The 22,779-nt window shown below is 65.7% G+C and carries 23 protein-coding genes; 15 read left to right on the forward strand and 8 right to left on the reverse strand.

The features are described from left to right. Positions 1-130 precede the first annotated feature (130 nt). Positions 131-526, forward strand: coding sequence for a PsiF family protein (locus tag ACP7AD_RS15735; protein ID WP_426148717.1), 396 nt, complete (start codon positions 131-133; stop codon positions 524-526). 126 nt (positions 527-652) lie between these two features. On the opposite strand, the gene argP is transcribed toward ACP7AD_RS15735, so the two are convergent. Then, positions 653-1,549, reverse strand: a complete 897-nt coding sequence (gene argP, locus ACP7AD_RS15740) for an HTH-type transcriptional regulator ArgP (RefSeq protein WP_426148716.1) — start codon at positions 1,547-1,549, stop codon at positions 653-655. 133 nt (positions 1,550-1,682) lie between these two features. Here argP and ACP7AD_RS15745 point away from each other — a divergent pair, with 133 nt between their 5' ends. After that, positions 1,683-2,318, forward strand: coding sequence for a LysE/ArgO family amino acid transporter (locus tag ACP7AD_RS15745; RefSeq protein ID WP_426148715.1), 636 nt, complete (start codon positions 1,683-1,685; stop codon positions 2,316-2,318). A gap of 107 nt (positions 2,319-2,425) precedes the next feature. On the opposite strand, the gene ACP7AD_RS15750 is transcribed toward ACP7AD_RS15745, so the two are convergent. Continuing rightward, a complete protein-coding gene (locus ACP7AD_RS15750; RefSeq protein ID WP_426148714.1) occupies positions 2,426-3,358 on the reverse strand; it encodes a LysR family transcriptional regulator in 933 nt (310 codons plus the stop codon). 198 nt (positions 3,359-3,556) lie between these two features. Here ACP7AD_RS15750 and ACP7AD_RS15755 point away from each other — a divergent pair, with 198 nt between their 5' ends. The 3 genes from ACP7AD_RS15755 (at position 3,557) to ACP7AD_RS15765 (ending at position 7,350) form a co-directional block, all read left to right on the forward strand. Continuing rightward, a complete protein-coding gene (locus ACP7AD_RS15755; RefSeq protein ID WP_426148713.1) occupies positions 3,557-4,303 on the forward strand; it encodes a haloacid dehalogenase type II in 747 nt (248 codons plus the stop codon). Next, on the forward strand, positions 4,300-5,085 hold the full coding sequence (locus ACP7AD_RS15760) for a sulfite exporter TauE/SafE family protein (RefSeq protein WP_426148712.1): 786 nt from the start codon (positions 4,300-4,302) through the stop codon (positions 5,083-5,085). Before ACP7AD_RS15755 ends, ACP7AD_RS15760 begins: the two co-directional genes overlap by 4 nt. A gap of 63 nt (positions 5,086-5,148) precedes the next feature. Next, the gene (locus ACP7AD_RS15765; protein WP_426148711.1) at positions 5,149-7,350 is read left to right on the forward strand and encodes a malate synthase G; all 2,202 of its coding nucleotides are present in this window, start codon (positions 5,149-5,151) and stop codon (positions 7,348-7,350) included. 133 nt (positions 7,351-7,483) lie between these two features. On the opposite strand, the gene ACP7AD_RS15770 is transcribed toward ACP7AD_RS15765, so the two are convergent. After that, on the reverse strand, positions 7,484-8,431 hold the full coding sequence (locus tag ACP7AD_RS15770; protein ID WP_426148710.1) for a PDDEXK nuclease domain-containing protein: 948 nt from the start codon (positions 8,429-8,431) through the stop codon (positions 7,484-7,486). A 45-nt stretch (positions 8,432-8,476) separates the two neighbouring features. Between ACP7AD_RS15770 and ACP7AD_RS15775 the strand changes: the two genes are divergently transcribed. Further along, positions 8,477-8,887, forward strand: a complete 411-nt coding sequence (locus tag ACP7AD_RS15775) for an antitoxin Xre-like helix-turn-helix domain-containing protein (RefSeq protein WP_426148709.1) — start codon at positions 8,477-8,479, stop codon at positions 8,885-8,887. Here ACP7AD_RS15775 and ACP7AD_RS15780 read toward each other — a convergent pair. After that, the gene (locus ACP7AD_RS15780) at positions 8,845-9,252 is read right to left on the reverse strand and encodes a type II toxin-antitoxin system VapC family toxin (RefSeq protein ID WP_426148708.1); all 408 of its coding nucleotides are present in this window, start codon (positions 9,250-9,252) and stop codon (positions 8,845-8,847) included. The genes ACP7AD_RS15775 and ACP7AD_RS15780 overlap by 43 nt on opposite strands. Positions 9,253-9,255: 3 nt before the next feature. Further along, the gene (locus ACP7AD_RS15785) at positions 9,256-9,528 is read right to left on the reverse strand and encodes an antitoxin (RefSeq protein WP_426148707.1); all 273 of its coding nucleotides are present in this window, start codon (positions 9,526-9,528) and stop codon (positions 9,256-9,258) included. A gap of 485 nt (positions 9,529-10,013) precedes the next feature. Here ACP7AD_RS15785 and ACP7AD_RS15790 point away from each other — a divergent pair, with 485 nt between their 5' ends. From ACP7AD_RS15790 to ACP7AD_RS15815, 6 genes are all read left to right on the forward strand, one after another. Beyond that, positions 10,014-12,251: an NADP-dependent isocitrate dehydrogenase gene (locus tag ACP7AD_RS15790; RefSeq protein WP_426148706.1), complete on the forward strand. Its 2,238-nt coding sequence runs from the start codon at positions 10,014-10,016 to the stop codon at positions 12,249-12,251. 367 nt (positions 12,252-12,618) lie between these two features. Then, a complete protein-coding gene (locus ACP7AD_RS15795; RefSeq protein WP_426148705.1) occupies positions 12,619-13,182 on the forward strand; it encodes a DUF2760 domain-containing protein in 564 nt (187 codons plus the stop codon). Next, the gene (locus tag ACP7AD_RS15800) at positions 13,179-15,065 is read left to right on the forward strand and encodes an Hsp70 family protein (protein WP_426148704.1); all 1,887 of its coding nucleotides are present in this window, start codon (positions 13,179-13,181) and stop codon (positions 15,063-15,065) included. The genes ACP7AD_RS15795 and ACP7AD_RS15800 overlap by 4 nt, the downstream gene beginning before the upstream one ends. A gap of 245 nt (positions 15,066-15,310) precedes the next feature. Beyond that, entirely contained in the window at positions 15,311-18,163 is a 2,853-nt protein-coding gene (locus ACP7AD_RS15805) for an Hsp70 family protein (RefSeq protein WP_426148703.1), read from the forward strand. An 87-nt stretch (positions 18,164-18,250) separates the two neighbouring features. Beyond that, positions 18,251-18,538 (forward strand): type II toxin-antitoxin system RelE/ParE family toxin, encoded by a 288-nt coding sequence (locus tag ACP7AD_RS15810; RefSeq protein ID WP_426148702.1) that lies wholly within the window; start codon positions 18,251-18,253, stop codon positions 18,536-18,538. A 9-nt stretch (positions 18,539-18,547) separates the two neighbouring features. Then, on the forward strand, positions 18,548-18,856 hold the full coding sequence (locus ACP7AD_RS15815) for an addiction module antidote protein (protein ID WP_426148701.1): 309 nt from the start codon (positions 18,548-18,550) through the stop codon (positions 18,854-18,856). A gap of 116 nt (positions 18,857-18,972) precedes the next feature. Here the strand turns inward: ACP7AD_RS15815 and ACP7AD_RS15820 are convergent, their stop codons facing one another. Then, positions 18,973-19,839, reverse strand: coding sequence for a class I SAM-dependent methyltransferase (locus tag ACP7AD_RS15820; protein WP_426148700.1), 867 nt, complete (start codon positions 19,837-19,839; stop codon positions 18,973-18,975). Between the two features lie 175 nt (positions 19,840-20,014). On the opposite strand from ACP7AD_RS15820, the gene ACP7AD_RS15825 reads away from it, so the two are divergent. From ACP7AD_RS15825 to ACP7AD_RS15835, 3 genes are all read left to right on the forward strand, one after another. Beyond that, positions 20,015-20,800, forward strand: coding sequence for a transferase (locus ACP7AD_RS15825; protein ID WP_426148699.1), 786 nt, complete (start codon positions 20,015-20,017; stop codon positions 20,798-20,800). 154 nt (positions 20,801-20,954) lie between these two features. Next, positions 20,955-21,398, forward strand: a complete 444-nt coding sequence (locus tag ACP7AD_RS15830; RefSeq protein ID WP_426148698.1) for an OsmC family protein — start codon at positions 20,955-20,957, stop codon at positions 21,396-21,398. Positions 21,399-21,403: 5 nt separating this feature from the next. Next, complete coding sequence (locus ACP7AD_RS15835; RefSeq protein ID WP_426148697.1) at positions 21,404-21,682, forward strand: hypothetical protein; 279 nt, start codon at positions 21,404-21,406, stop codon at positions 21,680-21,682. A 9-nt stretch (positions 21,683-21,691) separates the two neighbouring features. On the opposite strand, the gene ACP7AD_RS15840 is transcribed toward ACP7AD_RS15835, so the two are convergent. Next, positions 21,692-22,213, reverse strand: a complete 522-nt coding sequence (locus ACP7AD_RS15840; protein WP_426148696.1) for a CinA family protein — start codon at positions 22,211-22,213, stop codon at positions 21,692-21,694. Further along, complete coding sequence (locus ACP7AD_RS15845; RefSeq protein ID WP_426148695.1) at positions 22,210-22,773, reverse strand: phosphatidylglycerophosphatase A family protein; 564 nt, start codon at positions 22,771-22,773, stop codon at positions 22,210-22,212. Before ACP7AD_RS15845 ends, ACP7AD_RS15840 begins: the two co-directional genes overlap by 4 nt. Positions 22,774-22,779 lie beyond the last annotated feature (6 nt).

Consider the following 22,779-nt stretch of genomic DNA (forward strand, 5'->3'; position numbering starts at 1 on the left):
ACGGTCAAGCCCATTCGGCCCGAATTGGCGCGCGGCCCGGCGCAAACCCGGTCATCGAATCGGACGCCGTCTGCGTTATGGACTGGATTTCCGGCCGGAAATCACGTCCATTTCACCTATTGGAGCCACCATGAACCAACCGCTGTCCCTGATCGCCATTGCCTTTGCCCTGACGATGGGCTTGTCCGCCGGAGCCCGCGCCCAAAGCGCACCGGCCGCCCCGGCAAAAGCCGCATCGGCCGCGCCTGCGCCGGCCAAGGCCGCACCGGCAGCGGTGTCGCCTGCCGCCGCCACGGTGGCACCGCCGGCCAAGACCGCCCAGCAAAGCAAGATGGCGGCCTGCAACCAGGACGCCAGCGGCAAGAAGGGCGACGATCGAAAAGCTTTCATGAAGGAATGCCTGAGCGCCAAGACGGTGGCGCAGGGCACTCCCCAGCAGAGCAAGATGAAAACCTGCAATGCCGACGCCAAGGGCAAGACCGGCGACGAACGCAAGGCCTTCATGAAGACGTGCCTGGGCAGCTAAAAAGGCCAATAAGTCCTGACCCGCTTCCAGCTATTGAAAGCATAGCTGTAAAGGCATGCTTGGAAAGCGCTAGAGCCGTTTTTCGATGTGAATTTCGGCCTGTGCTGACGCCGCCAGTCCGCCGCTTCAGCCTTGCAGCAGGCATTCCCGCGCGGCCCGCTTGATCGCCTGTGTCAGGCACCCGGCAGCCAGCGGCTCGCGCGCCCAGTGCTGCCAGTACAGCACCACATCGACCGGCCGGTCGGGAACGACTTCCTGCAGCGGCGCCCGCCCGGCGCGGGCCCGCAGCAGCAGGTCGGGCACCATGCCCCAGCCCAGGCCGAGTTCCAGCGCCAGTTCGAACGCATCGACGGCAGGAACGAAGTGGCGCGGGTACAGCGCACCGTGCAAATTGAAATGCTGCGCCAGCCACGCGTCCTGCAGCGCGTCCTTGCGGTTGAAGATCACCGCCGGGCTGCGCAGCAGGCGGTGCGGCAGCGCGCCGGCCCATTCGGCCAGCAGCGAAGGCGCGGCCACGCAGCGGTAGCGCATGATGCCCAGCGGCTCGGCCACGCAGCCGCGCATGGCGCGTGCCAGCGTGGTGACGCAGCCGGTCACGTCGCCGCTGGCCAGGGCGTCGTGCGTGTGGTCCTGGTCATCGACCACCACGTCGAGCAGCAGGCGGTGCTGCTGCAGCGCCGGCGCCACACCCGGCAAGAACCAGCTGGCCAGCGAATCGGCATTGACCGCCACGCTCAGGCTCTGCATGCCCGCCGCCGCGCCGGCATCGGCGCCCGGCAGGCCGGCGATCAGGTCGGCCTCCATCAGACGCAGCTGCCGGACATGCCCGGCCAGCGCCTGGCCGGCCGGCGTCGCCCGGACCTGCTTGCCGCGCACCAGCAGGCGCTGGCCGAGCGCGGCTTCGAGCGACTTGATGCGCAGCGACACCGCCGCCAGCGTCAGGCTCAGCGCCTTGGCGGCCGCGCCGAAACTGCCGCCTTCAATCACGGCGGCGAGGGCTTCAAGTTGCCGGGCATCGAGCATCTGTTTGCTTTAGTTTTTATTGAGTAAAGCCAATTTTAATTAAATCCATTTAATTTATCAGCCGGAATGGCGACACTGGCTGGTCGCCTGCACCTTTGGCATTCCCGCAACCCATTTCTGGCTTTGTTTCCTCATGAATATCCTGACCGCCCCGGCTTTCTTCGCTGGCCTGGCTTTGAGCCTGTCGCTCATCATGGCCATCGGCCCGCAAAACGCGCATGTCATGCGCATGGGCCTGCGGCGCGAGCACCTGTGGCTCACGGTGGCGATTTGCGTCGCCACCGATGTGGCGCTGATTGCCGTGGGCGTCGGCGGGCTGGCGCAGCTCGGCGGCTTGTCGGGCAAGGTGCTGGGCGCGTTGACGGGCGGCGGCGCCGTGCTGCTGTTTTTGTATGGCGCGCAGGCGATGCAGCGCTTGGTGCGGCCTGCCGCGCCGGCCGTGCCAGATGCGCGGGACGATGCCGAAACCGGCATGTCGCGCCGCCGGGCGGTCGGGCTGGCGCTGGCCATGTCCTGGCTCAATCCGCATGCCTGGCTTGATACCGCCGTGCTGATGGGCACTGCGTCGCTGGCCTACGCCCGGCCCGACAACGCCGTGTTCGGCCTGGGCGCGGCGGCTGGCTCGCTGCTGTGGTTCGTGGCCCTGGGCCTGGCCATGTGGAGCCTGGGCAGCCGGCTGAAGGCGCCGTGGGTCTGGCGCGCGCTGGACGGGCTGGTGGCGCTGATGATGTGGGGCACCGCGCTGTGGCTGGTGGCCGGGTTGTTCTAGGTTTTCAAGGTAAAAACGCTACTTTATTAATAGCTGCTTATGCAACACGGTCAAGCGCAAAAGGCTTGTTTGATGCATGAAATTGCTTTTCGGCGCGTCCTGTTGCCTCACTGCCGCCAGAATTCCGGCTGGCTATAGTGGTGCTTTAAAAAATCAATCCACAGCCGCACCCGCAGCGGCAGGTGCTTGCGCTGCGGAAACACGGCGTAAATGCCGTTGGCCGGGGCGGCAAAGTCTTCCAGCACCGCCACCAGCCGGCCGGCGGCAATTTCGGATTCGACTTCCCAGGTGCTGCGCCAGGCAATGCCGTAGCCGGCCAGGCACCAGTCGTGCAACACCTGCCCATCCGAGCAGTCGAGCGGACCGCCGGGCTTGAGGTGGATGATCTCGGTGTCGCCGTCATCAACCAGCGCATTGCGCGGAACGCGAAACGCCCAGCCGCGCGTCTGCGAGGCATCGCTCGACAGGCTCAGGCAGTCAAACCGCGCCAGGTCGCCCGGATGCAGCGGCGTGCCGTGCCGGCTCAGGAACTGCGGCGTGGCCACGCACAGCCGCCGGTTGTCGGCCAGGCGCACGCTGACCAGCATGGAATCGGGCATGTCGCCGACGCGCACCGCGCAGTCAAAGCCCTCGCCGGCCAGGTCCACCACGCGGTCGCTCAGGTTCAGCGTGATGGTCACGTCGGCATGCTGCTCGCGGAACCGGGCCACCAGCGGCGCCACATGGCGCCGGCCAAAACCGGCCGGCGCGGTGATGCGCAGGTGGCCGCTGGCCTTCACGCCACCGGCCGACACGCTGGCCTCGGCATTGGCCAGGTCAGCCAGCAGGCGCTGGCAGTCTTCCAGAAAGGCGCTGCCCTCGTGCGTCAGCGTGATGCGCCGGGTGGTGCGCACCAGCAGCTTGACGCCCAGGCGCTCTTCCAGCGCATCGAGCCGCCGGCCCATGATGGCCGGCGCCACGCCCTCGGCCAGCGCCGCCGCCGTGAGGCTGCCGCGCGCGACGACGGAAACAAAGGATTCGAGCTGCTTGAGTTTGGCCATGGACGCGAATTATGCGGCGCGGCGGCCAACCCTTCGTGCCATCGGCGATGCTGGCCTCAAGGCCTGGCCTGGGCCGCATGGAAAGCGGCGATCGACGCGAACCCCTTGGACCGGAAACCAGATTGCATCGCTTTAGGTCATGGATACATCGCATTTCAGGTCATTAATCTTTGCGCAAGGATCAAATAAAGTAGCGGCATGGAAAAAACCCGCCCCGCCATCGCCCAGCCCCTGCGCGCCGTGCTGTTCGACGCCTACGGCACGCTGTTTGACGTGTACAGCGTCGCTCTGCTGGCCGAGCAACTGTTTCCCGGTCGCGGCCAGGCGCTCAGCCTGATGTGGCGCGACAAGCAGATCGAATACACCCACCTGGTCAGCACCAGCAGCCATGGCGCGCACTACCGGCCCTTTTGGGAGCTGACCCGCGCGGCGCTGGTCTATGCTATTAAAAAAATAGTGCCTGATGCCCGCGCCGATAGCGCAAACGGCCGGTTTGATGCCCAAATCGAGCAGCTGATGAACCAGTACCGCTGCCTGACGGCTTTTCCTGAAAACCGCGAGGTGCTGCAGGCGCTTCAACGCCGGGGCGTGGTCACCGGCATCTTGTCGAACGGCGACCCGGCGATGCTGGCAGTCGCCGTCAAGTCGGCCGGGCTGGGCGGCCTGTTCGACCACGTCATCAGCACGGACGCCATCCGCAGGTACAAAACCCACCCTGACGCCTACGCGCTCGGCCTGCAAGCCACCGGCCTGCCGGCGCGGCAGATCGCCTTTGTCAGCAGCAACAGCTGGGACGCGCTGGCTGCCACCTGGTTCGGCTACCAGACGCTGTGGGTCAACCGCAGCCAGTTGCCGTTCGAGGAACTCGGCACCCAGCCGATCCACACCGGATGCAGCCTGCGCGACGTGCTGTCGCTGCCCTTTGGCGACGGCGCGCCCGCATGACGCTTTGGGACGTGCTGCTGATCGGTGTGGGTGGGTTCGCCGCCGGCGCGGTCAATGCCATGGCCGGCGGTGGAACGTTTTTCTCGTTTCCGGCGCTGCTCGCGGTCGGCTTGAGCCCGGTAGTGGCCAACGCCAGCAACTCGGTCGCGCTGTGGCCGGCCAGCCTGAGCGGCGCCTGGGCCTACCGGCGGGAACTGGCGCGCTACAAACGCTATTTGCTGCCCATGGGCATCGCCTCGTTCATCGGCGGGGCGGCGGGCGGACTGCTGCTGCTGCTGGCCGGCGATGCACGCTTTGCCGCCCTGATTCCGTGGCTGCTGGCCTTTGCCACCGGGCTGTTCGCCTTCAGCCCGCAACTCTCCAGCGCCTTGCGGCGGATGCGCCCGGCGACTGCCCAGCCCGCAGGCGGCGATCACGGCGCCGGCTCGCCCGTCGGCTGGCTTGTGCAGTTGTTGGTGTCGGTCTACGGCGGCTTTTTTGGCGCCGGCATGGGCATTTTGATGATGGCCAGCCTGGCGATTGGCGGGCATGAGGACGTGCAGCACATCAATGCGCTGAAAAACATTTTGTCGGCGGTGATCTACAGCGTCACCGTGATGACCTTCGTGGTCGCCGGCGCGGTCAGCTGGCCGCACACGCTGGTCATGCTGGTCACCGCCAGCCTGGGCGGCTACTGGGGCGCGCGCATGGCGCGCAAAATCCAGGGGCCGTGGCTGCGCCGCATGGTGATTGCCGTGGGCTGCGCGCTGACGGTTTATTATTTTTTCAAAGCGCTGGCTTGAGCGGGCCGCTGGCGCATCCGTATCCATTTCGCTTTTTTGTTTTTTTTTCAAAGGAATTTTCAAATGACCAACTCCACCGAACGCACCGCCTGTCACGGCCTGCAGGTCGCGACCGAACTCTACCGCTTCATCGAAGACAAGGTACTGCCCGGCACCGGCGTCGAGAGCAGCCCATTCTGGACCGGCTTTGACGCCATCGTCGCCGACCTGGCGCCGAAAAACATCGCCCTGCTGGCCGAGCGCGACCGCCTGCAGACCGAGCTGGACGCTTGGCACACCGCCCATCCCGGTCCCATCGCCGACATGTCCGCCTACCGCGCTTTTTTAGAGGGCATCGGCTACCTCGTGCCGCAGCCCGACACCGTCGCCATCACCACCGCCAATGTCGATGCCGAACTGGCCGTGCAGGCCGGCCCGCAACTGGTCGTGCCGATCCTGAACGCGCGTTACGCGCTGAATGCCGCCAATTCGCGCTGGGGTTCGCTGTATGACGCGCTGTATGGCACCGACGCCATTCCCGAAACTGACGGCGCTGAAAAAGGCAAGGGCTACAACCCGGTGCGCGGCGCCAAGGTGATTGCCTTCGCCCGCAAGCTGCTCGACCAGGCCGCGCCACTGGCCTCGGGTTCGCACAAGGATGCGACCGGCTACAGCATCGAGGGCGGCCAGCTGGTCATTTCCATGGAAAACGGCATGACCAGCCTGCAGGACCCGGCCGGTTTTGTCGGCTACCAGGGCGACGCTGCGGCCCCGTCGTCGGTGCTGCTGGTGCACAACGGCCTGCACATCGACATCATCATCAACCGCGCCACGACCATCGGCAAGACGGACTCGGCCGGTATCAGCGACCTGGTGATCGAGTCGGCCCTGTCGACCATCCTTGACCTGGAAGACTCGGTCGCCGTGGTCGATGCCGAAGACAAGGTGCTGGCCTACGGCAACTGGCTCGGCATTTTGCAAGGCACGCTGACCGAGGAAGTGAGCAAGGGCGGCAAAACCTTCACGCGCGGCCTGAACCCCGACCGCGACTACACGGGCGCCAACGGCCAGCCCGTCACGCTGCACGGCCGCTCGCTGATGTTCGTTCGCAATGTCGGCCATTTGATGACCAATCCGGCCATCCTGTACGCAGGCGGCAGGGAAATTCCCGAAGGCATTCTGGATGCGGTCATCACCACGACCATCGCCCTGCACGACTTCAAGCGCAAAGATCAGCCGGGTATCAAGAACTCGCGCACCGGCAGCGTCTACATCGTCAAGCCCAAGATGCACGGCCCGTTTGAGGTCGCCTTTGCCGCCGAACTGTTCGGCCGCGTGGAAAGCCTGCTCGGCCTGCCGGCCAACACGGTGAAGCTCGGCATCATGGACGAAGAGCGCCGCACCAGCGTCAACCTCAAGGCCTGCATTGCCGAAGCCGAAGCGCGCGTGGCCTTCATCAACACCGGTTTCCTGGACCGCACCGGCGACGAGATGCACACCGCCATGCAGGCCGGCCCGATGATCCGCAAGGGCGACATGAAGACCAGCGCCTGGATTGCCGCCTACGAGAAAAACAACGTGCTGACCGGCCTGAGCTGCGGCCTGCGCGGCAAGGCGCAAATCGGCAAGGGCATGTGGGCCATGCCCGACCTGATGGCCGCCATGCTGGAGCAGAAAATCGGCCACCCGAAAGCCGGCGCCAACACCGCCTGGGTGCCCAGCCCGACCGCCGCCACGCTGCACGCGCTGCATTACCACCAGATTCTGGTGTCGGATGTGCAAAAGGAACTCGAAAAGATCGACGTCAACGCTGAGCGCGACAACCTGCTCAACGGCCTGCTGACGATTCCTGTCGCCGTCAATCCAGGCTGGTCCGCCGCCGAAAAGCAGCAGGAACTCGACAACAACGCGCAGGGCATCCTGGGCTACGTGGTGCGCTGGATTGACCAGGGCGTGGGCTGCTCCAAGGTGCCCGACATCCACAACATCGCGCTGATGGAAGACCGCGCCACGCTGCGCATCAGCAGCCAGCACATGGCCAACTGGCTGCACCATGGCGTCGTGACCGAAGCGCAGATCACCGAAACCTTCGAGCGCATGGCCGCCGTGGTCGATGGCCAGAATGCGGGCGATGCGCTGTACAAGCCGATGGCCGGGCATTTTGATACGTCGGCTGCGTACAAGGCGGCTTGCGACCTGGTGTTCAAGGGCTTGGCCCAGCCTAGCGGTTACACCGAGCCGCTGCTGCATGCGTGGCGCTTGAAGGTGAAGGCGGGGACGGCTTGAGTTTAGTGGCGCGAGTTGCTATGGATTGAATAGCTGCTTGCGCCCGTCAGGTGTGCGCAAGAGGCCTATTTGGCTTGTAAAAAATAAAATGGCGCCTTTGGGCGCCGTTTTCGCTTTCCGGGTTGTCACAAGCTCAATCAGCCGTGCCCCGCGCATTTTCCAGCATGGCCCGGTCCCGCTCCAGCTCGGTCCGCAACTCGTCCTCGGACGGCACCAGCCACTGGTATTTGCTGGCAAACAGCTGTGCGTTATCGGCCAGCAGCGAATATTTGGCCACGGCGGCATTGCGCTCCGAACACAAAATCAGCCCCAGCGTCGGGTTGTCGCCTTCGCCGCGAAACTGTTCCTCGAACACCCGCACGTACATGTCCATCTGGCCCACGTCCTGATGCGCCAGCTTGCCGACCTTCAGGTCTATCAACACAAAGCACTTGAGCAGGTAGTTGTAAAACACCAGGTCCACGAAACAGTCTTCGCCCTCGACCCGCAGGTGCTTCTGGCGGGCGACAAACGCAAAGCCCTTGCCCAGTTCCATGAGAAATTTTTGCAGCTGGTCCAGCAGCCCTTGCTCCAGGTCCAGCTCATACAGGCCGGCATCGGGCTGCGCGCCGAGGAACTCCAGCACATAAGGATCGCGGATGAAATCGCGCGGATCGGCCGGGGCGTCGCGGCTGATCAGCGCGCTAGCCTCGGCATGAACGCCGGCCTTGTTCTGGCTGCCCAGCAGCCGCTCGTAAAACAAGGTGCTGATCTGGCGGTCCAGCGCCCGCACGCTCCAGCCCTGGGCGGCGACTTCGCTGGCGTACCAGGTGCGGGCCGGCACACTCTCCACCCGCAGCAATTGGCGAAAGTGCGACCAGCTCAAACGCCCCAAACCGGATTGGTCACACACTGTGTGACTTATTGGATAGGCGAGATAGAACTGCCGAAACAGCTTGAGGTTGGTGCTTGAAAAGCCCTTGCCATACTCGGCACGGCTTTCGCCTCCTTGTTCGCCCTCAACAACCAGGCGCCCGATCTCCCAGTAGGCCTGCACCATCACATGGTTCACCGCGCGCCGCACGCCTGTATCCGCTTTCACCTTGCTTGGCGGCGCCGAGGTGCTGCAGGCCCAGCCCGCACGGTCATGGACTGGATTCCGCTGGTCCGGCGCGGCTTGCCGGCCGCATCGGTCGAGGCCATCAGCCGCCTAACCCGCACCGCCCAGTCCGAGCTGGCGCACGCGCTGGCTATTCCCGAGCGCACGCTGGCCAGGCGCAAGCGCGAGGGCCTGTTGTCGGCCGAAGAGTCGGCCAAGTTCGTCCGGTTTGCCCGCGTGGTGGAGCGCGCCGAAGAAGTATTCGAGGACGGCCCGCCCGCCCTGGCCTGGCTGAAAACGGGAAATCCGGCGCTGGGCGACGTGACGCCGCTGCCGCTGCTGGATGTAAAAATAGCGCCGTCAGGCGCCGTTTTCGTTTTCCGGCCCGCGATAAAAGAGGCGTTGCCCGCCTGCGTTCATGCGGCGCGCGCCCAGTTCTCAATCACCAGTCCGGGGTAGCTGCTGAAATCAGCTTCGTTGTGGGTGACAAGGGTGACGCCGACGCTCAGGGCGTGGGCGGCAATCAGGCGGTCCATGGCGTCCCGGCGGCGGTCGCGCACGGCGGCGGCCAGCACGCCATAACTTTGAGCTGCGCGTTCATCAAAGGGCAGCACCGGCACGCGTGCAATAAAGCGTTGCAAGGCTTGGTCGGCTGCCTCGCGGTCTTCCTCGGGGCAGCGTTCGATGCCATGCCGAAGTTCGGCATAGGTCACGACCGACATCAAAACGTCGCCCAAAGGCGTGGTTTTGAAGCGCTCCAGCACTTGCGGCGGATGCGCCTTGAGCACGTAAATGCAGATATTGGTATCGAGCAGGAAACGCATGGCTTAGTCTTGCGCTTTGTGGGCGCCTGCGCTGCCAAATCCGCTCCAGTCGCGCTCCTGCTCATCATGGAATTCACGGCCTCCAGCCATGAAACTTGGGGGGAAAGCGGCCAGAATTTCCGTCAGGTCCCCAATGGTTTCCTGCGCCACCCGCCGCAGCACCAGCGTGTTGCCGACACGCTCGACTTCAACGTCTTGCGCCGCGTCAACGAAGCCCAACTCCTTGGGAATACGCACGGCCAGCGAATTGCCGCTTTTGAAGACTCGGGTCCGCATGGGTGCCTCCTTGAAAAATTCAAAGTATATACACGATATACATTGCGCGCTGCTTGCCAGTGCGCCGGCCAGGTTAATACCCAGCCCGGCTTGACCCAAAAGCTTGACAAAAAACATGGAACCTCAAAAACAGGCAATGGGAGGATTTGGAGCTTTTTTTTGCTTGACTTTTACTATGAATTCAATAGCTGCTTGCGCTTGCTGGATATGCGCTGGAAGCCTATTTGGCAATATAAACCTTAAACGGCACCTTCGGGTGCCGTTTTTGCGTTCCGTCCGCCGTTTGCACACCTGGTTCACGCGCCACCGTCAGGCGTCTGTTCATCCCTACACCTGAACGTTTGCATATGCCGGGCGTAAAATTCACATCCTGAGATGACTTGACGTTCCCGACAGCGTTTTCCTGGCGCGCCCTTCAGTTTGGCGACAGGCCCATCCCCTATATTGCCAGGTCAGCTCAACCACCCGAAAGCAAGAGGATAAAAATGACAGACAAGAAATCAAGAATCATCTACACGCTCACCGACGAGGCGCCGCTGCTGGCGACCTGGTCTTTTCTGCCCGTCGTGCGCACCTTCACGGCGCCGGCCGGCATTGAAGTCGCCGAGAGCGACATCTCGGTCGCAGCGCGGATTCTGGCCGAATTCCCCGAATTCCTGACCGAGGCGCAGCGCGTGCCCAACACGCTGGCCGAACTGGCCCAGCTGACGCAGGACCCCGACACCAACATCATCAAGCTGCCCAACGTCAGCGCCTCGGTCGGCCAGTTGGTGACTGCCATCAAGGAACTGCAGTCCAAGGGCTTCAACATTCCCGACTTCCCCGAAAGCCCCAAGACCGACGCCGAAAAGGACATCCGCGCGCGTTATGCCCGTTGCATCGGCAGCGCCGTCAACCCGGTGCTGCGCGAAGGCAACTCGGACCGCCGCGCGCCGAAAGCCGTCAAGGAATACGCGCGCAAGAACCCGCACGCGATGGCCGAGTGGAGCCAGGCGTCGCGCTCGCATGTCTCGCACATGCACCACGGCGACTTCTACCACGGCGAAAAGTCGCTGACACTTAGCAAGGCCCGCGACGTGAAGATGGAACTGAGCACGAAAAGCGGCAAGACCCTGGTGCTCAAGCCCAAGGTGTCGCTGCTGGCCGGCGAGATCATCGATTCCATGTTCATGAGCAAGAAAGAGCTGGTCGAGTTCTACGAGAAGGAAATCGACGACGCCTACAAGACCGGCGTGATGTTCTCGCTGCACGTCAAGGCGACGATGATGAAGGTCTCGCACCCCATCGTGTTCGGCCACTGCGTGAAGATTTTCTACAAGGACGCGTTTGCCAAGCACGGCGCGCTGTTTGATGAAATCGGCGTGAACGTGAACAACGGCATGGCCAGCCTGTACGAGAAGATCGCCACGCTGCCGCAAAGCACGCAGGACGAGGTCAAGCGCGATCTGCACGCCTGCCACGAGCACCGCCCCGAGCTGGCCATGGTCGATTCGGCCAAGGGCATCACCAATTTCCACTCGCCCAACGACATCATCGTCGATGCGTCCATGCCCGCGATGATCCGCAACGGCGGCAAGATGTGGGGCGCCGACGGCCGCCTGAAGGACGTGAAGGCCGTGATGCCCGAATCGACCTTTGCCCGCATCTACCAGGAGATCATCAACTTTTGCAAGTGGCACGGCAACTTCGACCCCAAGACCATGGGCACCGTGCCCAACGTCGGCCTGATGGCCCAGCAGGCCGAGGAATACGGCTCGCACGACAAGACTTTCGAGATTGCCGAGGGCGGCGTGGCCAACATCGTGGACATCGCCACCGGCGAAGTGCTGCTGAGCCAAAACGTCGAAGCCGGCGACATCTGGCGCATGTGCCAGGTCAAGGACGCGCCGATTCGCGACTGGGTCAAGCTGGCCGTGACGCGCGCGCGCAACTCGGGCATGCCGGCCGTGTTCTGGCTCGACCCCTACCGCCCGCATGAAAACGAGTTGATCAAGAAGGTCAAGCTCTACCTGAAAGATCACGACACCAGCGGCCTGGACATCCAGATCATGAGCCAGGTGCGCGCCATGCGCTTCACGCTGGAGCGCGTGGCGCGCGGCCTGGACACCATCTCGGTGACCGGCAACATCCTGCGCGACTACCTGACCGACCTGTTCCCCATCATGGAGCTCGGCACCTCGGCCAAGATGCTGTCCATCGTGCCGCTGATGGCTGGCGGTGGCATGTACGAAACCGGCGCTGGCGGCTCGGCGCCCAAGCATGTGCAGCAGCTGGTGGAAGAAAACCACCTGCGCTGGGACTCGCTGGGCGAGTTCCTGGCGCTGGCCGTGTCGCTCGAAGACCTGGGCCTGAAGACCGGCAACGCCAGGGCCAGCCTGCTGGCCAAAACGCTGGACACCGCCACCGGCAAGCTGCTGGACAACAGCAAAGGCCCCTCGACCCGTACCGGCGAACTCGACAACCGGGGCAGCCATTTCTACCTCGCGATGTACTGGGCGCAGGCGCTGGCCGAGCAGACCGAAGACGCCGCGCTGCAGGCGCAGTTCGCGCCGCTGGCCAAAACCCTGGCCGAGAGCGAGGCGCAAATCGTCGCCGAGCTGAAAGAAGTGCAGGGCAAGCCGGCCGACATCGGCGGCTACTACCTGCTGGATGCGGAAAAGGTCAAGGCTGTGATGCGCCCGAGCGCGACCTTCAATGCCGCGCTGAGCGCGGTGCCAGGCTAAAAGCCGTAGGCTGGCCCAAAGGCCGGTCTTTCAGGGCCGCATGCCGTTGCAAGAAGGCATGCGGCTTTTTCGCGCCGGTCTCGAAATGCTATTAATTAAATAGCTGCTTGCGCATGTGGGATATGCGCAAAAGGCACTTTTTACCCTTAAAAACTACCCGCCATGGCCTGCGGGCGCGGTTTTTCTATGGACAATAGCGTTTTGCAACAGGAGCCCAGACCCGGGAAGGCTTTCGAGTCCAGGGCGCTGCAGCCTTTTCCCCGGTCCGCGCCTGCGGGCAGCCCGTGCCGCCCGGCACGGGTTTTCCTGCAAGCCCCCATCCCTTCATTTCATGTTCGGCCCCCGGCCGACGCCATCAGGAGCCTTGATGACCGACCCGACCCCTTCCTTTTTCAAACGCGTTTCGCTCGCCTTTGGCAGCTTTTTCAGCACCCTGTCCAACCCCGGCTATGCCGCCCGCGTGCAGGACTTGCGCGAGCATGGGGAAACGCCGGCAGCGCCTGCGCCTGCCGCCGTGCCGGTGCCCGTCGCTCCGGCCGCGTTCAAGGATGCCACGCCCGATGCGGCGCTGCAGCTGCTGGCCCTGCTGCAGCGCGAGGCGCGCCTGATCGACTTCGTGCAGGAAGACCTGAGCGGCTACACCGACGCCGAGATCGGCGGCCCGGCGCGGCTGGTGCATGAGGGCTGCGCCCGCGTGCTACGCGAGCATTTCACGCTGGCGCCGGTTCGGCCCGAAGCCGAGGGCAGCCGCATCACGCTGCAGGGCGGCTTTGACGCCCGGGCCGTCCGCCTGACCGGCAACGTGGTCGGCCAGGCGCCGTTCCATGGCGCCCTGAGCCATCGGGGCTGGCGCGCCACCGACACCCGGCTGCCGCGTCTGGCCGCCGGCCACGACGCCAGCGTGCTGGCCCAGGCCGAGGTGGAACTGTGAACGCCGCCAAGGCCGCCGACGCGCCAGGCACGGCCGCCGAGCCGCAATTTTCCATCGGCATCGACCTGGGGACCACGCATTGCGCGCTGGCATATGTTGACATTGGCGCCAGCGATGGCGAAAAGACCAGCTATGGCGTGCTTGACATTCCGCAGCTGACCGCGCCCGGCAGCGTCGGCAACCTGCCGCTGCTGCCGTCGTTCCTGTACCTGCCGCATGAAAGCGAACTGGCCGCCGATGACCTGGCGCTGCCGTGGACCGGCGAGCAAAGCTTCGCCGTCGGCGAGATGGCGCGCTCGCGCGGCGCGCAGACGCCGATCCGCCTGGTGTCCAGCGCCAAAAGCTGGCTCTGCCACCCCGGCGTGGACCGGCGCGCGGCGATTTTGCCGAACGACGCGCCGCCCGAAGTGGCGCGCGTCTCGCCACTCGAAGCCTCGACCCGCTACCTGGCGCATTTGCGTCAGGCCTGGGACCATGCGCATCCCGAAGCACCGTTTGACCAGCAAGACGTGACCATCACGATTCCTGCGTCGTTCGACCCGGCTGCGCGCGAACTGACCGCCGAGGCCGCGCGCGCCGCCGGTTATCAATCCTTGACGCTTCTCGAAGAGCCGCAGGCCGCGCTTTACCACTGGATTCAGGGCAGCGCCGGCCAGTGGCGCAAGGACGTCAAGCCGGGCGAGATCATCCTGGTCATCGACGTCGGCGGCGGCACCAGCGACTTTTCGCTGATCGCGGTGCTGGAACGCGAAGGCAACCTGGAACTGCACCGCGTCGCCGTGGGTGACCATATTCTGCTCGGCGGTGACAACATGGACCTGATGCTGGCGCACGTCGTGGCGCGCAAGCTGGCCGCCGAGGGCAAGCAGCTCGACCCGTGGCAGATGCGCGCACTGACCTATGCCTGCCGCAGCGCCAAGGAAAGCCTGCTGGGCGATGCAACGCTCGAAGTACAGCCCATCGTCGTTCCCAGCCGGGGCGCCAAGCTGATTGGCGGCTCGGTGCGCACCGAGCTGACCCAGGCCGAGGTGCGCGGCGCGCTGCTCGAAGGCTTTTTCCCCGAGGTGGATGCTGCCGCCCGGCCGGTGAACCGCGCGCGCGGCGGCCTCACGCAACTCGGCCTGCCGTATGCGCAGGACGCCGGCGTGACGCGTCATCTGGCCGCCTTGCTGGGCCGCCAGGCCGGCGCCACGGCCGAGCTGGAAGGCTTTGCCGGCCAGACCGATGCGGCCGCTAGCTTTTTGCATCCGACGGCGGTGCTGTTCAACGGCGGCGTCTTCAAATCCAGCATCCTGATCGAGCGCACGCTGGACACGCTCAACGGCTGGCTGGCGGCCGAGCAGGCCGCGCCGGCGCGCGCGCTCGCTGGCGCCGACATGGACCTGGCGGTGGCGCGCGGCGCCGCGTATTACGGCTATGTGCGGCGCGGCCAGGGCGTGCGGATTCGCGGCGGCACGGCGCGCGCTTATTACGTCGCGGTCGAGTCGGCGATGCCGGCGATTCCGGGCTTCGAGCCGCCCATCCAGGCGCTGTGCATTGCGCCCTTCGGCATGGAGGAAGGCATCGAGGCCGAGCTGCAGACGCAGGAATTCGGCCTGGTTGTCGGCGAGCCGATGCACCTGCGCTTTTTCGGCTCGTCGGTGCGGCGCCAGGACGCGCTGGGCGTCTTGCTCGACTTTTGGCAGCCCGAAGAACTGCAGGAACTCGGCGAAATCCAGGCGACCCTGCTCGCCGAAGGCCGGCCCGCCGGCGAGATCGTGCAGGTCAGGCTGCGCGCCGTAGCCACCGACACCGGCACGCTGGCGCTGACGGCCGTGGCCACGCAGGGCGGCGAGCACTGGAAGGTGGAGTTCGATGTGCGCGGCGGCGGGCAGGAGGGCTAAATCTCCCCGGGGTTGCTCCTTCCCGCCTTTGGGGGAAGGCCGGGATGGGGGCTTTCAGCGGTCGTGCATGCCTGCAATTCAGCAGGGACGGGTGCAGGCAGCTACGAAATAAATAGCGGTTTTCGAGCCAGCTCCGCCAGCCCCCATCCCAACCTTCCCCCAGCGGGGGAAGGAGTTATGCGCAGATGGGGCGAGCTGAGTATTGACAAACACAACCTGAAGATTGAATTGAAGCGCCCCACCTGATGAACCACTACATCGTCGGAATCGACCTCGGCACCACCCACACGGTTGTCGCCTATGCGCCGGTCGCGGCAGGGCAGGGCGAGGCGGCCGAAATCAGCGTGTTCGACATCGAGCAACTGGTTGCACCGGGCGAAGTGGCCGCCTTGCCGCTGCTGCCCTCGGTGCGCTTTCACCCTGCCGAAGGCGAACTGGCGCCTAGCGCGCTGCAATTGCCGTGGCCCGCCGAAAGCGGCAACGCCAACCAGCCGCCGGTGGTCATCGGCGAACTCGCGCGCCGGCTGGGCGCGCAGGTGCCGGGCCGGCTGGTGGTCAGCGCCAAGAGCTGGCTGTCGCATGCGGCGGTGGACCGGCTGGCGCCCATCCTGCCCTGGGGCGCGCCCGACGATGTGCCGAAAATCTCGCCGGTCCAGGCCAGCGCCAGCTACCTGCGCCATGTGCGTTCGGCCTGGAATGCGCGCTTTCCGGACAGCCTGCTCGAACGGCAGGAAATCAGGCTGACCGTGCCGGCATCCTTCGACGAAGGCGCCCGCGCACTGACCCTTGACGCCGCCCGGCTGGCTGGGTTGCCTGCTCTTCGCTTGCTCGAAGAACCGCAGGCGGCGTTCCACGACTGGCTGCTGCGCCACCAGGGCCGGCTGGCCGGGGAACTGGCGCAGACCCGGCGCGTGCTGGTCTGCGATGTCGGCGGCGGCACCACCGACCTCAGCCTGATTGACGTGGAACTGGATGGCTCCAGTGGCCAGCCCCGGTTGACGCGCATCGGCGTGGGCAACCATTTGATGCTGGGCGGCGACAACATGGACCTGGCGCTGGCGCATGCCGTGGAAGCGCGCATGGGCGGCTCGTCGGGCGCGCCGCTGTCGGCCAGCCGGCTGGCGCAGCTGATGGACCGCTGCCGCGCCGCCAAGGAAGTGTTGCTCGCCCATGACGCGCCCGAACAGGCGCCCGTCACGCTGCTGGGCGGTGGCGCCAAACTGATTGGCGGCAGCCGCACGGTGATGCTCAAGCGCGAAGAGGTCGAGCGCCTGATCGTGGACGGTTTTTTTCCGCAGGTCGGGCTGGACGCGCAGCCGGTGCAGGCGCGCGGCGGCATTGTCGCCTTTGGCTTGCCGTATGCGCGCGACGCGGCCATTACCCGCCACATCGCCGCCTTCCTGCGCCAGCACGGCCCGGACTTGCCCGATACGCTGCTGCTCAATGGCGGCGTGTTCCGCGCCGATGCGCTGGCGCGGCGGCTGGCCGAGACGCTGGGCGACTGGCGCGGCGCGCCGCTGCGCCTGCTGCACAACGACAACCCCGACGTGGCGGTGGCACGCGGCGCGGTCGCCCATGCGCTGGCGCAGCGTGGCCTGGCGCCGCGCATCGGCGGTGGTTCGGCGCGCAGCTACTTTTTGCGGCTTGACGACGCGAAAGCGACGGGCCAGCAGGCCGGCAAGGCGCGCGGCATCTGCATCCTGCCGCGCGGCAGCGAGCCCGGGCACGAGGCGCTGCTGGCCGGCCGCAGCTTCGCCCTGCGCGTCGGCCAGCCGGTGCGCTTTCAGCTGTTCAGCGCCGTGGCCGAAGGCGCCGGCCAGGCGCCGCCTCAAGCCGGCGAGCTGGTCACGCTCGACGAGGCCGCGCTGGAGCGCCTGCCGCCCATCGTCATGGTGCTGCCCGCCGGCCCGGGCGCCGCCGCCGCCAGCGGCCCGCCGGCGCGGCAGGACATTGCCGTGCAGTTGGCCGTGGTGCTGACCGACGTCGGCACGCTGGAGCTGCACTGCGTGGCCCAGTCCGACGCGCGCCAGCGCTGGCTGCTGGCGTTCGACCTGCGCCAGCCGCAAGGCGATGCCGAAGGCCCTGACGCGCCAGACCGCCGGCTGGCTGCGCGCATGGTGGAGGCCATCGGCCAGATCGACCGCATCTTCGGCACGAACAAGCAGCAGGTCAGCCCGAAAGAGGTCACGCAGTTGCGCGCGCAGCTCGAACGCCTGCTCGGCGACCGCGCGCAATGGACAACGCCGGTGCTGCGCCAGCTGTTCGACGCCCTGTGGCAGCGCGAACGCGGCCGGCGCCGCAGCGCTGGTCATGAGCGCGTCTGGCTGAACCTGGCAGGCTACGGCCTGCGCCCCGGCTTTGGCGACCCGCTCGACGCCTGGCGGGTGCAGCAACTCTGGATGCTGCTGCCGCTGGGCGTGCAGCATCCGAATGACCGGCAGGTGGGCGCCGAATGGTGGACGCTGTGGCGGCGCGTGGCAGGGGGGCTGGACACCGCCGGGCAGCTGCGCCTGTTGGATGACTTTGCCTTCAACCTGCAGATCAGCGAAGACGGCGCGGACGGCCTGGAAGGCGCCAGGCCGGTCAGCGGCAGCCAGGGCGACATGCTGCGCCTAGGCGCATCGCTGGAACGGATTCCGTCGGCTTACAAGGCCGAGGTCGGCGAATGGCTGCTGGGGCGGATCAATAAATCCGCCGCGCCGCCGGCCCGGCAGCGCGCAGGCCACGACGGCAGCGCCGACGACAGCCTGTGCCTGTGGGCGCTGGGCCGCATCGGCGCGCGCGAGCCTTTTCATGGCAGTCCGCATGACGTGGTGCCGGCAGCGACTGCCTCGGCCTGGATTGACGCCTTGCTGGCGCTCGACTGGAAGCGCCTGGAGGCCGCCGCCTTTGCCGCCGTCAACCTGGCGCGCGTGACCAACGACCGGGCCCGGGACCTGCCGCCGGCGCTGCGCGAGCAGGTGCTGGCGCGGCTCAGGGCGGTTCAGGCGCCCGCGCCGTGGCTGGCGATGGTGGCAAAGAAGGTCGAACTCGACGAAGCCACCAAGCGCCGCATGCTCGGCGAATCGCTGCCGCCGGGGCTGAAATTGATGGCGTGATGCCGGCGTAGGATTTCCAGGGAAAGCGACCGGGCAAGCCCGTTTTGCCCTCCTGTTTTGTATAAAATGGGATACAGTAAGACCGTGATGCAGCTTGAGAAAACCGACGAGTTCGAGGTGTGGTTCGAATCCTTGTCCGACCGTCAGGTCAGGGCAAGGATTCAGGTGCGCATTGACCGCCTGCAGGACGGCAGCCCCGGTGACGTGGCACCCGTGGGCGCCGGGGTGAGCGAGTTGCGGCTGCACTTTGGCAGCGGCTGGCGCTTGTACTACACCGAGCGCGGCGGCGCTTTGGTGATTTTGCTGGCCGGCGGTCCCAAGAGCAGCCAGGCAAAGGACATTCAGACAGCGCTGCAACTGGCGCAAAACCTTTAGGAGTCCATCATGGAAACCAAGACAAAAACCACCCCTTACGACAGTGCCGAGTACCTCAAGACCGAGGAAGACATTGCCGCCTACTTTGCGGCCTGTCTGGAAGAGGCGGGCGACGATGCCGCCTTTCTTGCCACGGCCCTGGGAACCATTGCCCGCGCGCGTGGCATGACGCAACTGGCCAAGGACACCGGCCTGGGGCGCGAGAGCCTGTATAAAGCGCTGTCAGGACAGGGCAACCCCAGCTTTGCCACCATTTTGAAGGTGATGAATGCCCTGGGTCTGCGGCTGGCAGCGCAGCCCATGCCGCGGCAAGGCTGAACAAGTCGCGCTCAGTGCAGCAAGCCGGCTGCGCGGTATCTTTTTCGGCACCCGCATGGCGGGCAATGTTGCAATATAAGGTCCTGTAGCCGTGTCCCAGCTACCGCTTTCCCCGCTTAACCGACCGGCCGCATGCCATGGACCAGCAGCAATTCGTTCGGACCTTCCCAGCCCCCATCAGGCAGCTGGAAGACCTCCAGCTGCTCCTCCATGTCTTCCCATGCGAGTTCGCGGGCTTCCGGGTTCAGATGGCCCAGGATCTGCAGGATGGGCGACGCCGAGGTGCGCACGAAGTGCAAATAATCGCGCGCCGAAGGCAGCTGGAACGGCGCGTAGATTCGCTCCGTGGCCACATCGGTGAATCCGGCCTGGCTGAAATAGTCTTGCAGCAGTCCCGGCTTGCCCAGGCTCAGCAGCCCGCCCGGCGCAAACGGATCGCGTGGCCCCAGGCCCGCATGCCGGCACGCGGTGGTCATCAGGATGCCGATGCACGGGTTGCGCTGCGGCTCCGAAAAGACCAGCACGGCGGCATGCCCGCCCGGCCGCAATACCCGGTGCATCTGCCGCAGCGCGCGCAACGGGTCGGGGCAGAGCATCAGGCCGAGCCGGCACAAGGCCGCGTCAAAACCGGTTTCGTCGAGCGCCAGGTCCTCGGCGTCGCTGACCCGCGTCTGCACCTGCGCCAGCCCGGCTTGATGCGCATTCTTGCTAGCGAACTGCAAAATAGCCGGGGAAATGTCGGTGGCCAGCACCCGGCCGCTGTCTCCCACCCGGTGGGCAATGTCCAGCGTCTGGTCGCCCGCGCCGGCGGCAATGTCGAGCACGCGCATGCCCGGGCCGATCCGCGCCGCATCGAGCAGCGCCGCCGTGGGGGCGGCAAGCCAGTCGTGGATCGCCGGCGTCTGGTGGTTCCAGCCGCTGGCCGACTCGTCCCACGCCTGGCGGACGGCATCCTTGAATTGTTCGGGACTGGCTGGCGTCATGCGGATCTCCTGCGGGTGGATTGCGGTCCCGCCAGTCTGCTACCAAAGCGCAGCCCGTGCAAGCAGCCCAACCCCCGCGTGTACGCTGGCGGCGCGCCGATAATCATCATCGTGTCAGCAGCCTGCCCGCCGACCCAGAAAGACCCGATGCCCCTGAAGACCCATCCCCTGCAACATGCCTGCTGAACCGCCATTGCCGGACGGTTTCCTGTCGCTGCAATATGCCCGGCCTTTCGTGCTCGATGACGGCGCGTCCCGGTCGCTGCATTTCACGCTGGGCGAGCTGCAAAGCCGCATGCGCCTGGACAGCCCCTGCGCTCTGGAGGTCGACTACACCCGCACCATGATGGGTTTTTTGCTGTTCAACCCGGCCCCCGCGCACATCGGCATGATTGGCCTGGGCGGCGGCTCGATCGCCAGGTTCTGCCACCGTTTCCTGCCCGCCAGCCGCATGACGGTGCTGGAGATCAACCCGCATGTGATCGCGCTGCGCGGCGACTTCCAGGTGCCGCCTGACGACGAGCGCTTTAAGGTCGTGGCGGCCGACGGCGCGCTGTATTTGCAGTCCCAGGCGCCATGCTATGCGGTGCTGCTGGTCGATGGCTTTGACCTCGACGGCCAGCCCGCCGCGCTGTGCAGCCAGCGCTTCTACGACGACTGCCTGGCGGCGTTGCCGGACGGCGGCGTGCTGGCGGTCAACCTGCATTACGACCATCCCGACTACCCGCTGCTGTTCGAACGCATCCGCCGCAGCTTTGGCGGCAACGCGGTCGAGATCGTGACGCTGGAAAAGAGCAACTCCGTCGTCTTTGCCCGCAAAGGCGCGCCGATTTCCCCGCAGGCCCTGAACTTGGCGGGCAGCTTGGCGGGGCTCGATGCCCAGGCGCGGGCGACCTTGAAGCCTGAACTGGCGCGCATGCTCTGGCAGATGAAAAACCTCGACACCGGCGACGACCGCTGAAAGCCGTGCTTTCGCCAGCGGGCAGGGCGGGGCCGGGTGTAGGAAGCCTGCAAGCGGCGTTTGCGGCCTTGTCTGACGCTCTGGCCGCAGACCGGCGCGCACACTGGGGCAGCAGCGCGCCCAAGCGCGCTTTTTCAACCGAAAAGAGATATCCATGACTGAAAAAACCGCATCCGTTCATTGGCAAGGCCAAGGCAAAAAGGGCCAGGGTCAGATCAGCACCGAAACCAGCGCGCTCAAGGCCTACCCCTACGGCTTTGGCAGTCGTTTCGAGGACGACCGGCGCGGCACGAATCCCGAGGAACTGCTGGGCGCCGCGCATGCGGCCTGCTTCACCATGGCGTTTTCGTTTGCCTGCGAAAAGGCCGGCTTTGCCACCGAACTGGTCGACACCGAGGCCAAGGTGCGACTGGTGACGCAGGGCGACGGGTTTGTGATCGACCGCATCGCGCTGACGCTGTCCGCCGTGGTCCCCGGCATCACCGAAGCGCAGTTCCAGGAAATCGCCGAGGGTGCCAAGAAGGATTGTCCGTTGTCCAAGGCACTGGTCAGCGTGCCCGAGATCACGCTGTCGGCCAGGCTTGAAAACGCGCGCTGAACGCCATGGCGCAAAAAACCAATTTCTCGTTTGAAGTGCAGTATCCGGCCGACTCAGACCGCAGCCAGGCGCAGCAGGGCGAGGTCATGGGCTCGCTGCAAACCACCTTGCAGCAATTGCTCGCGGCGCAGGACCCCGAAGCGGAAGTGCTGGTCAGCGACAGCCAAAAGGGCAGCGGCAACAAGCTGGTCGAGTTGACCACCACCCTAACGGATGCGCACCTGGCCGGCATCCTCAAGGCGTTTTCCGAGCAGCACGGCGTCAGCGTGAGGGCGTTCGAGTAGGGGACGGCTTCACGCGGGCAGGGCCAGCAGTTCCAGCAGCCGCGCCAGCGCATGCGCCACGGTGGCCTGGCGCACGCTGGCGCGGTCCCCGTCAAAGCGCTTCATTTCAGTGACCGTGCCGCGTGGCGTGGCCCAGCCGAACCACACTGTTCCGACCGGCTTGTCCGCACTGCCGCCGCCTGGGCCGGCAACGCCTGTCACCGCCACCGCCGCCTGCGCATGTGAATGCGCCACCGCGCCCTGCGCCATGGCGCGCGCCACTGCTTCGCTGACGGCGCCGTGACGGCCGATCAGTGCCGCATCAACGCCCAGCAGTTCGGTCTTGGCAGCGTTCGAATAGGTGACAAAGCCGCGCTCAAACCAGTTGCTGGAGCCGGCCAGGTCGGTGCAGGCCGCCGCGATCAGGCCGCCGGTGCAGCTTTCGGCGGTTGCCATGCACCAACCCTTCTTTTGAAGAATATCAGCCAAATCGGCCGTTTGCGCAACAATAGTGGGCGCTTGCAGCTCTTTTTTAGATAGCGCTCCGGTCATGCGAAAAACCTCCACAGGGCGATTGCCAGCAGCGTGCAGCCGGCCGCCACCAGGTCATCAAACATGATGCCAAAGCCAGCCCAGGTCCAGGCGTTGCGGTGGGTGGCCGGGTTAACGCCGTGCGACAGTCGGTCGGCCCAGCCGACCGGGCCGGGCTTGGCGGCATCGAAATAGCGAAACAGCGCAAAGGCAATGGCCTGCCCCAGCAGGCCCGCCGGCATGATCAGCCACAGCACCGCCCAGAAGGCGACGATCTCGTCCCAGACAATGCTGCCGGGATCAAACACCCGCAGGTTGCGCGCGGTGACGGTGCAGACCCACCAGCCCAGCGGAACCGACACGGCAATCAGCCAGCCAATGCCGGCAGGCGAGAACCAGCGCTGCAGCAGCAAAAACGACAGCCAGGCCCACAGCGTGCCGGCGGTTCCGGGGGCGACCGGGCTGAGGCCCGAGCCAAAGCCCAGGGCGATGAAGTGCGCCGGATGCGCCAGCAGGAATTTGGCCGTGGGCTGCCGGGGGCCGGCGCTGGCGGGCAGGGGCGACAGGGGAAGATCGGTCATGCGTGG

It is taken from the genome of Polaromonas sp. DSP2-3-2b2, assembly GCF_049895905.1.
In the GTDB taxonomy this organism is placed as follows: Bacteria; Pseudomonadota; Gammaproteobacteria; order Burkholderiales; family Burkholderiaceae_C; genus Polaromonas.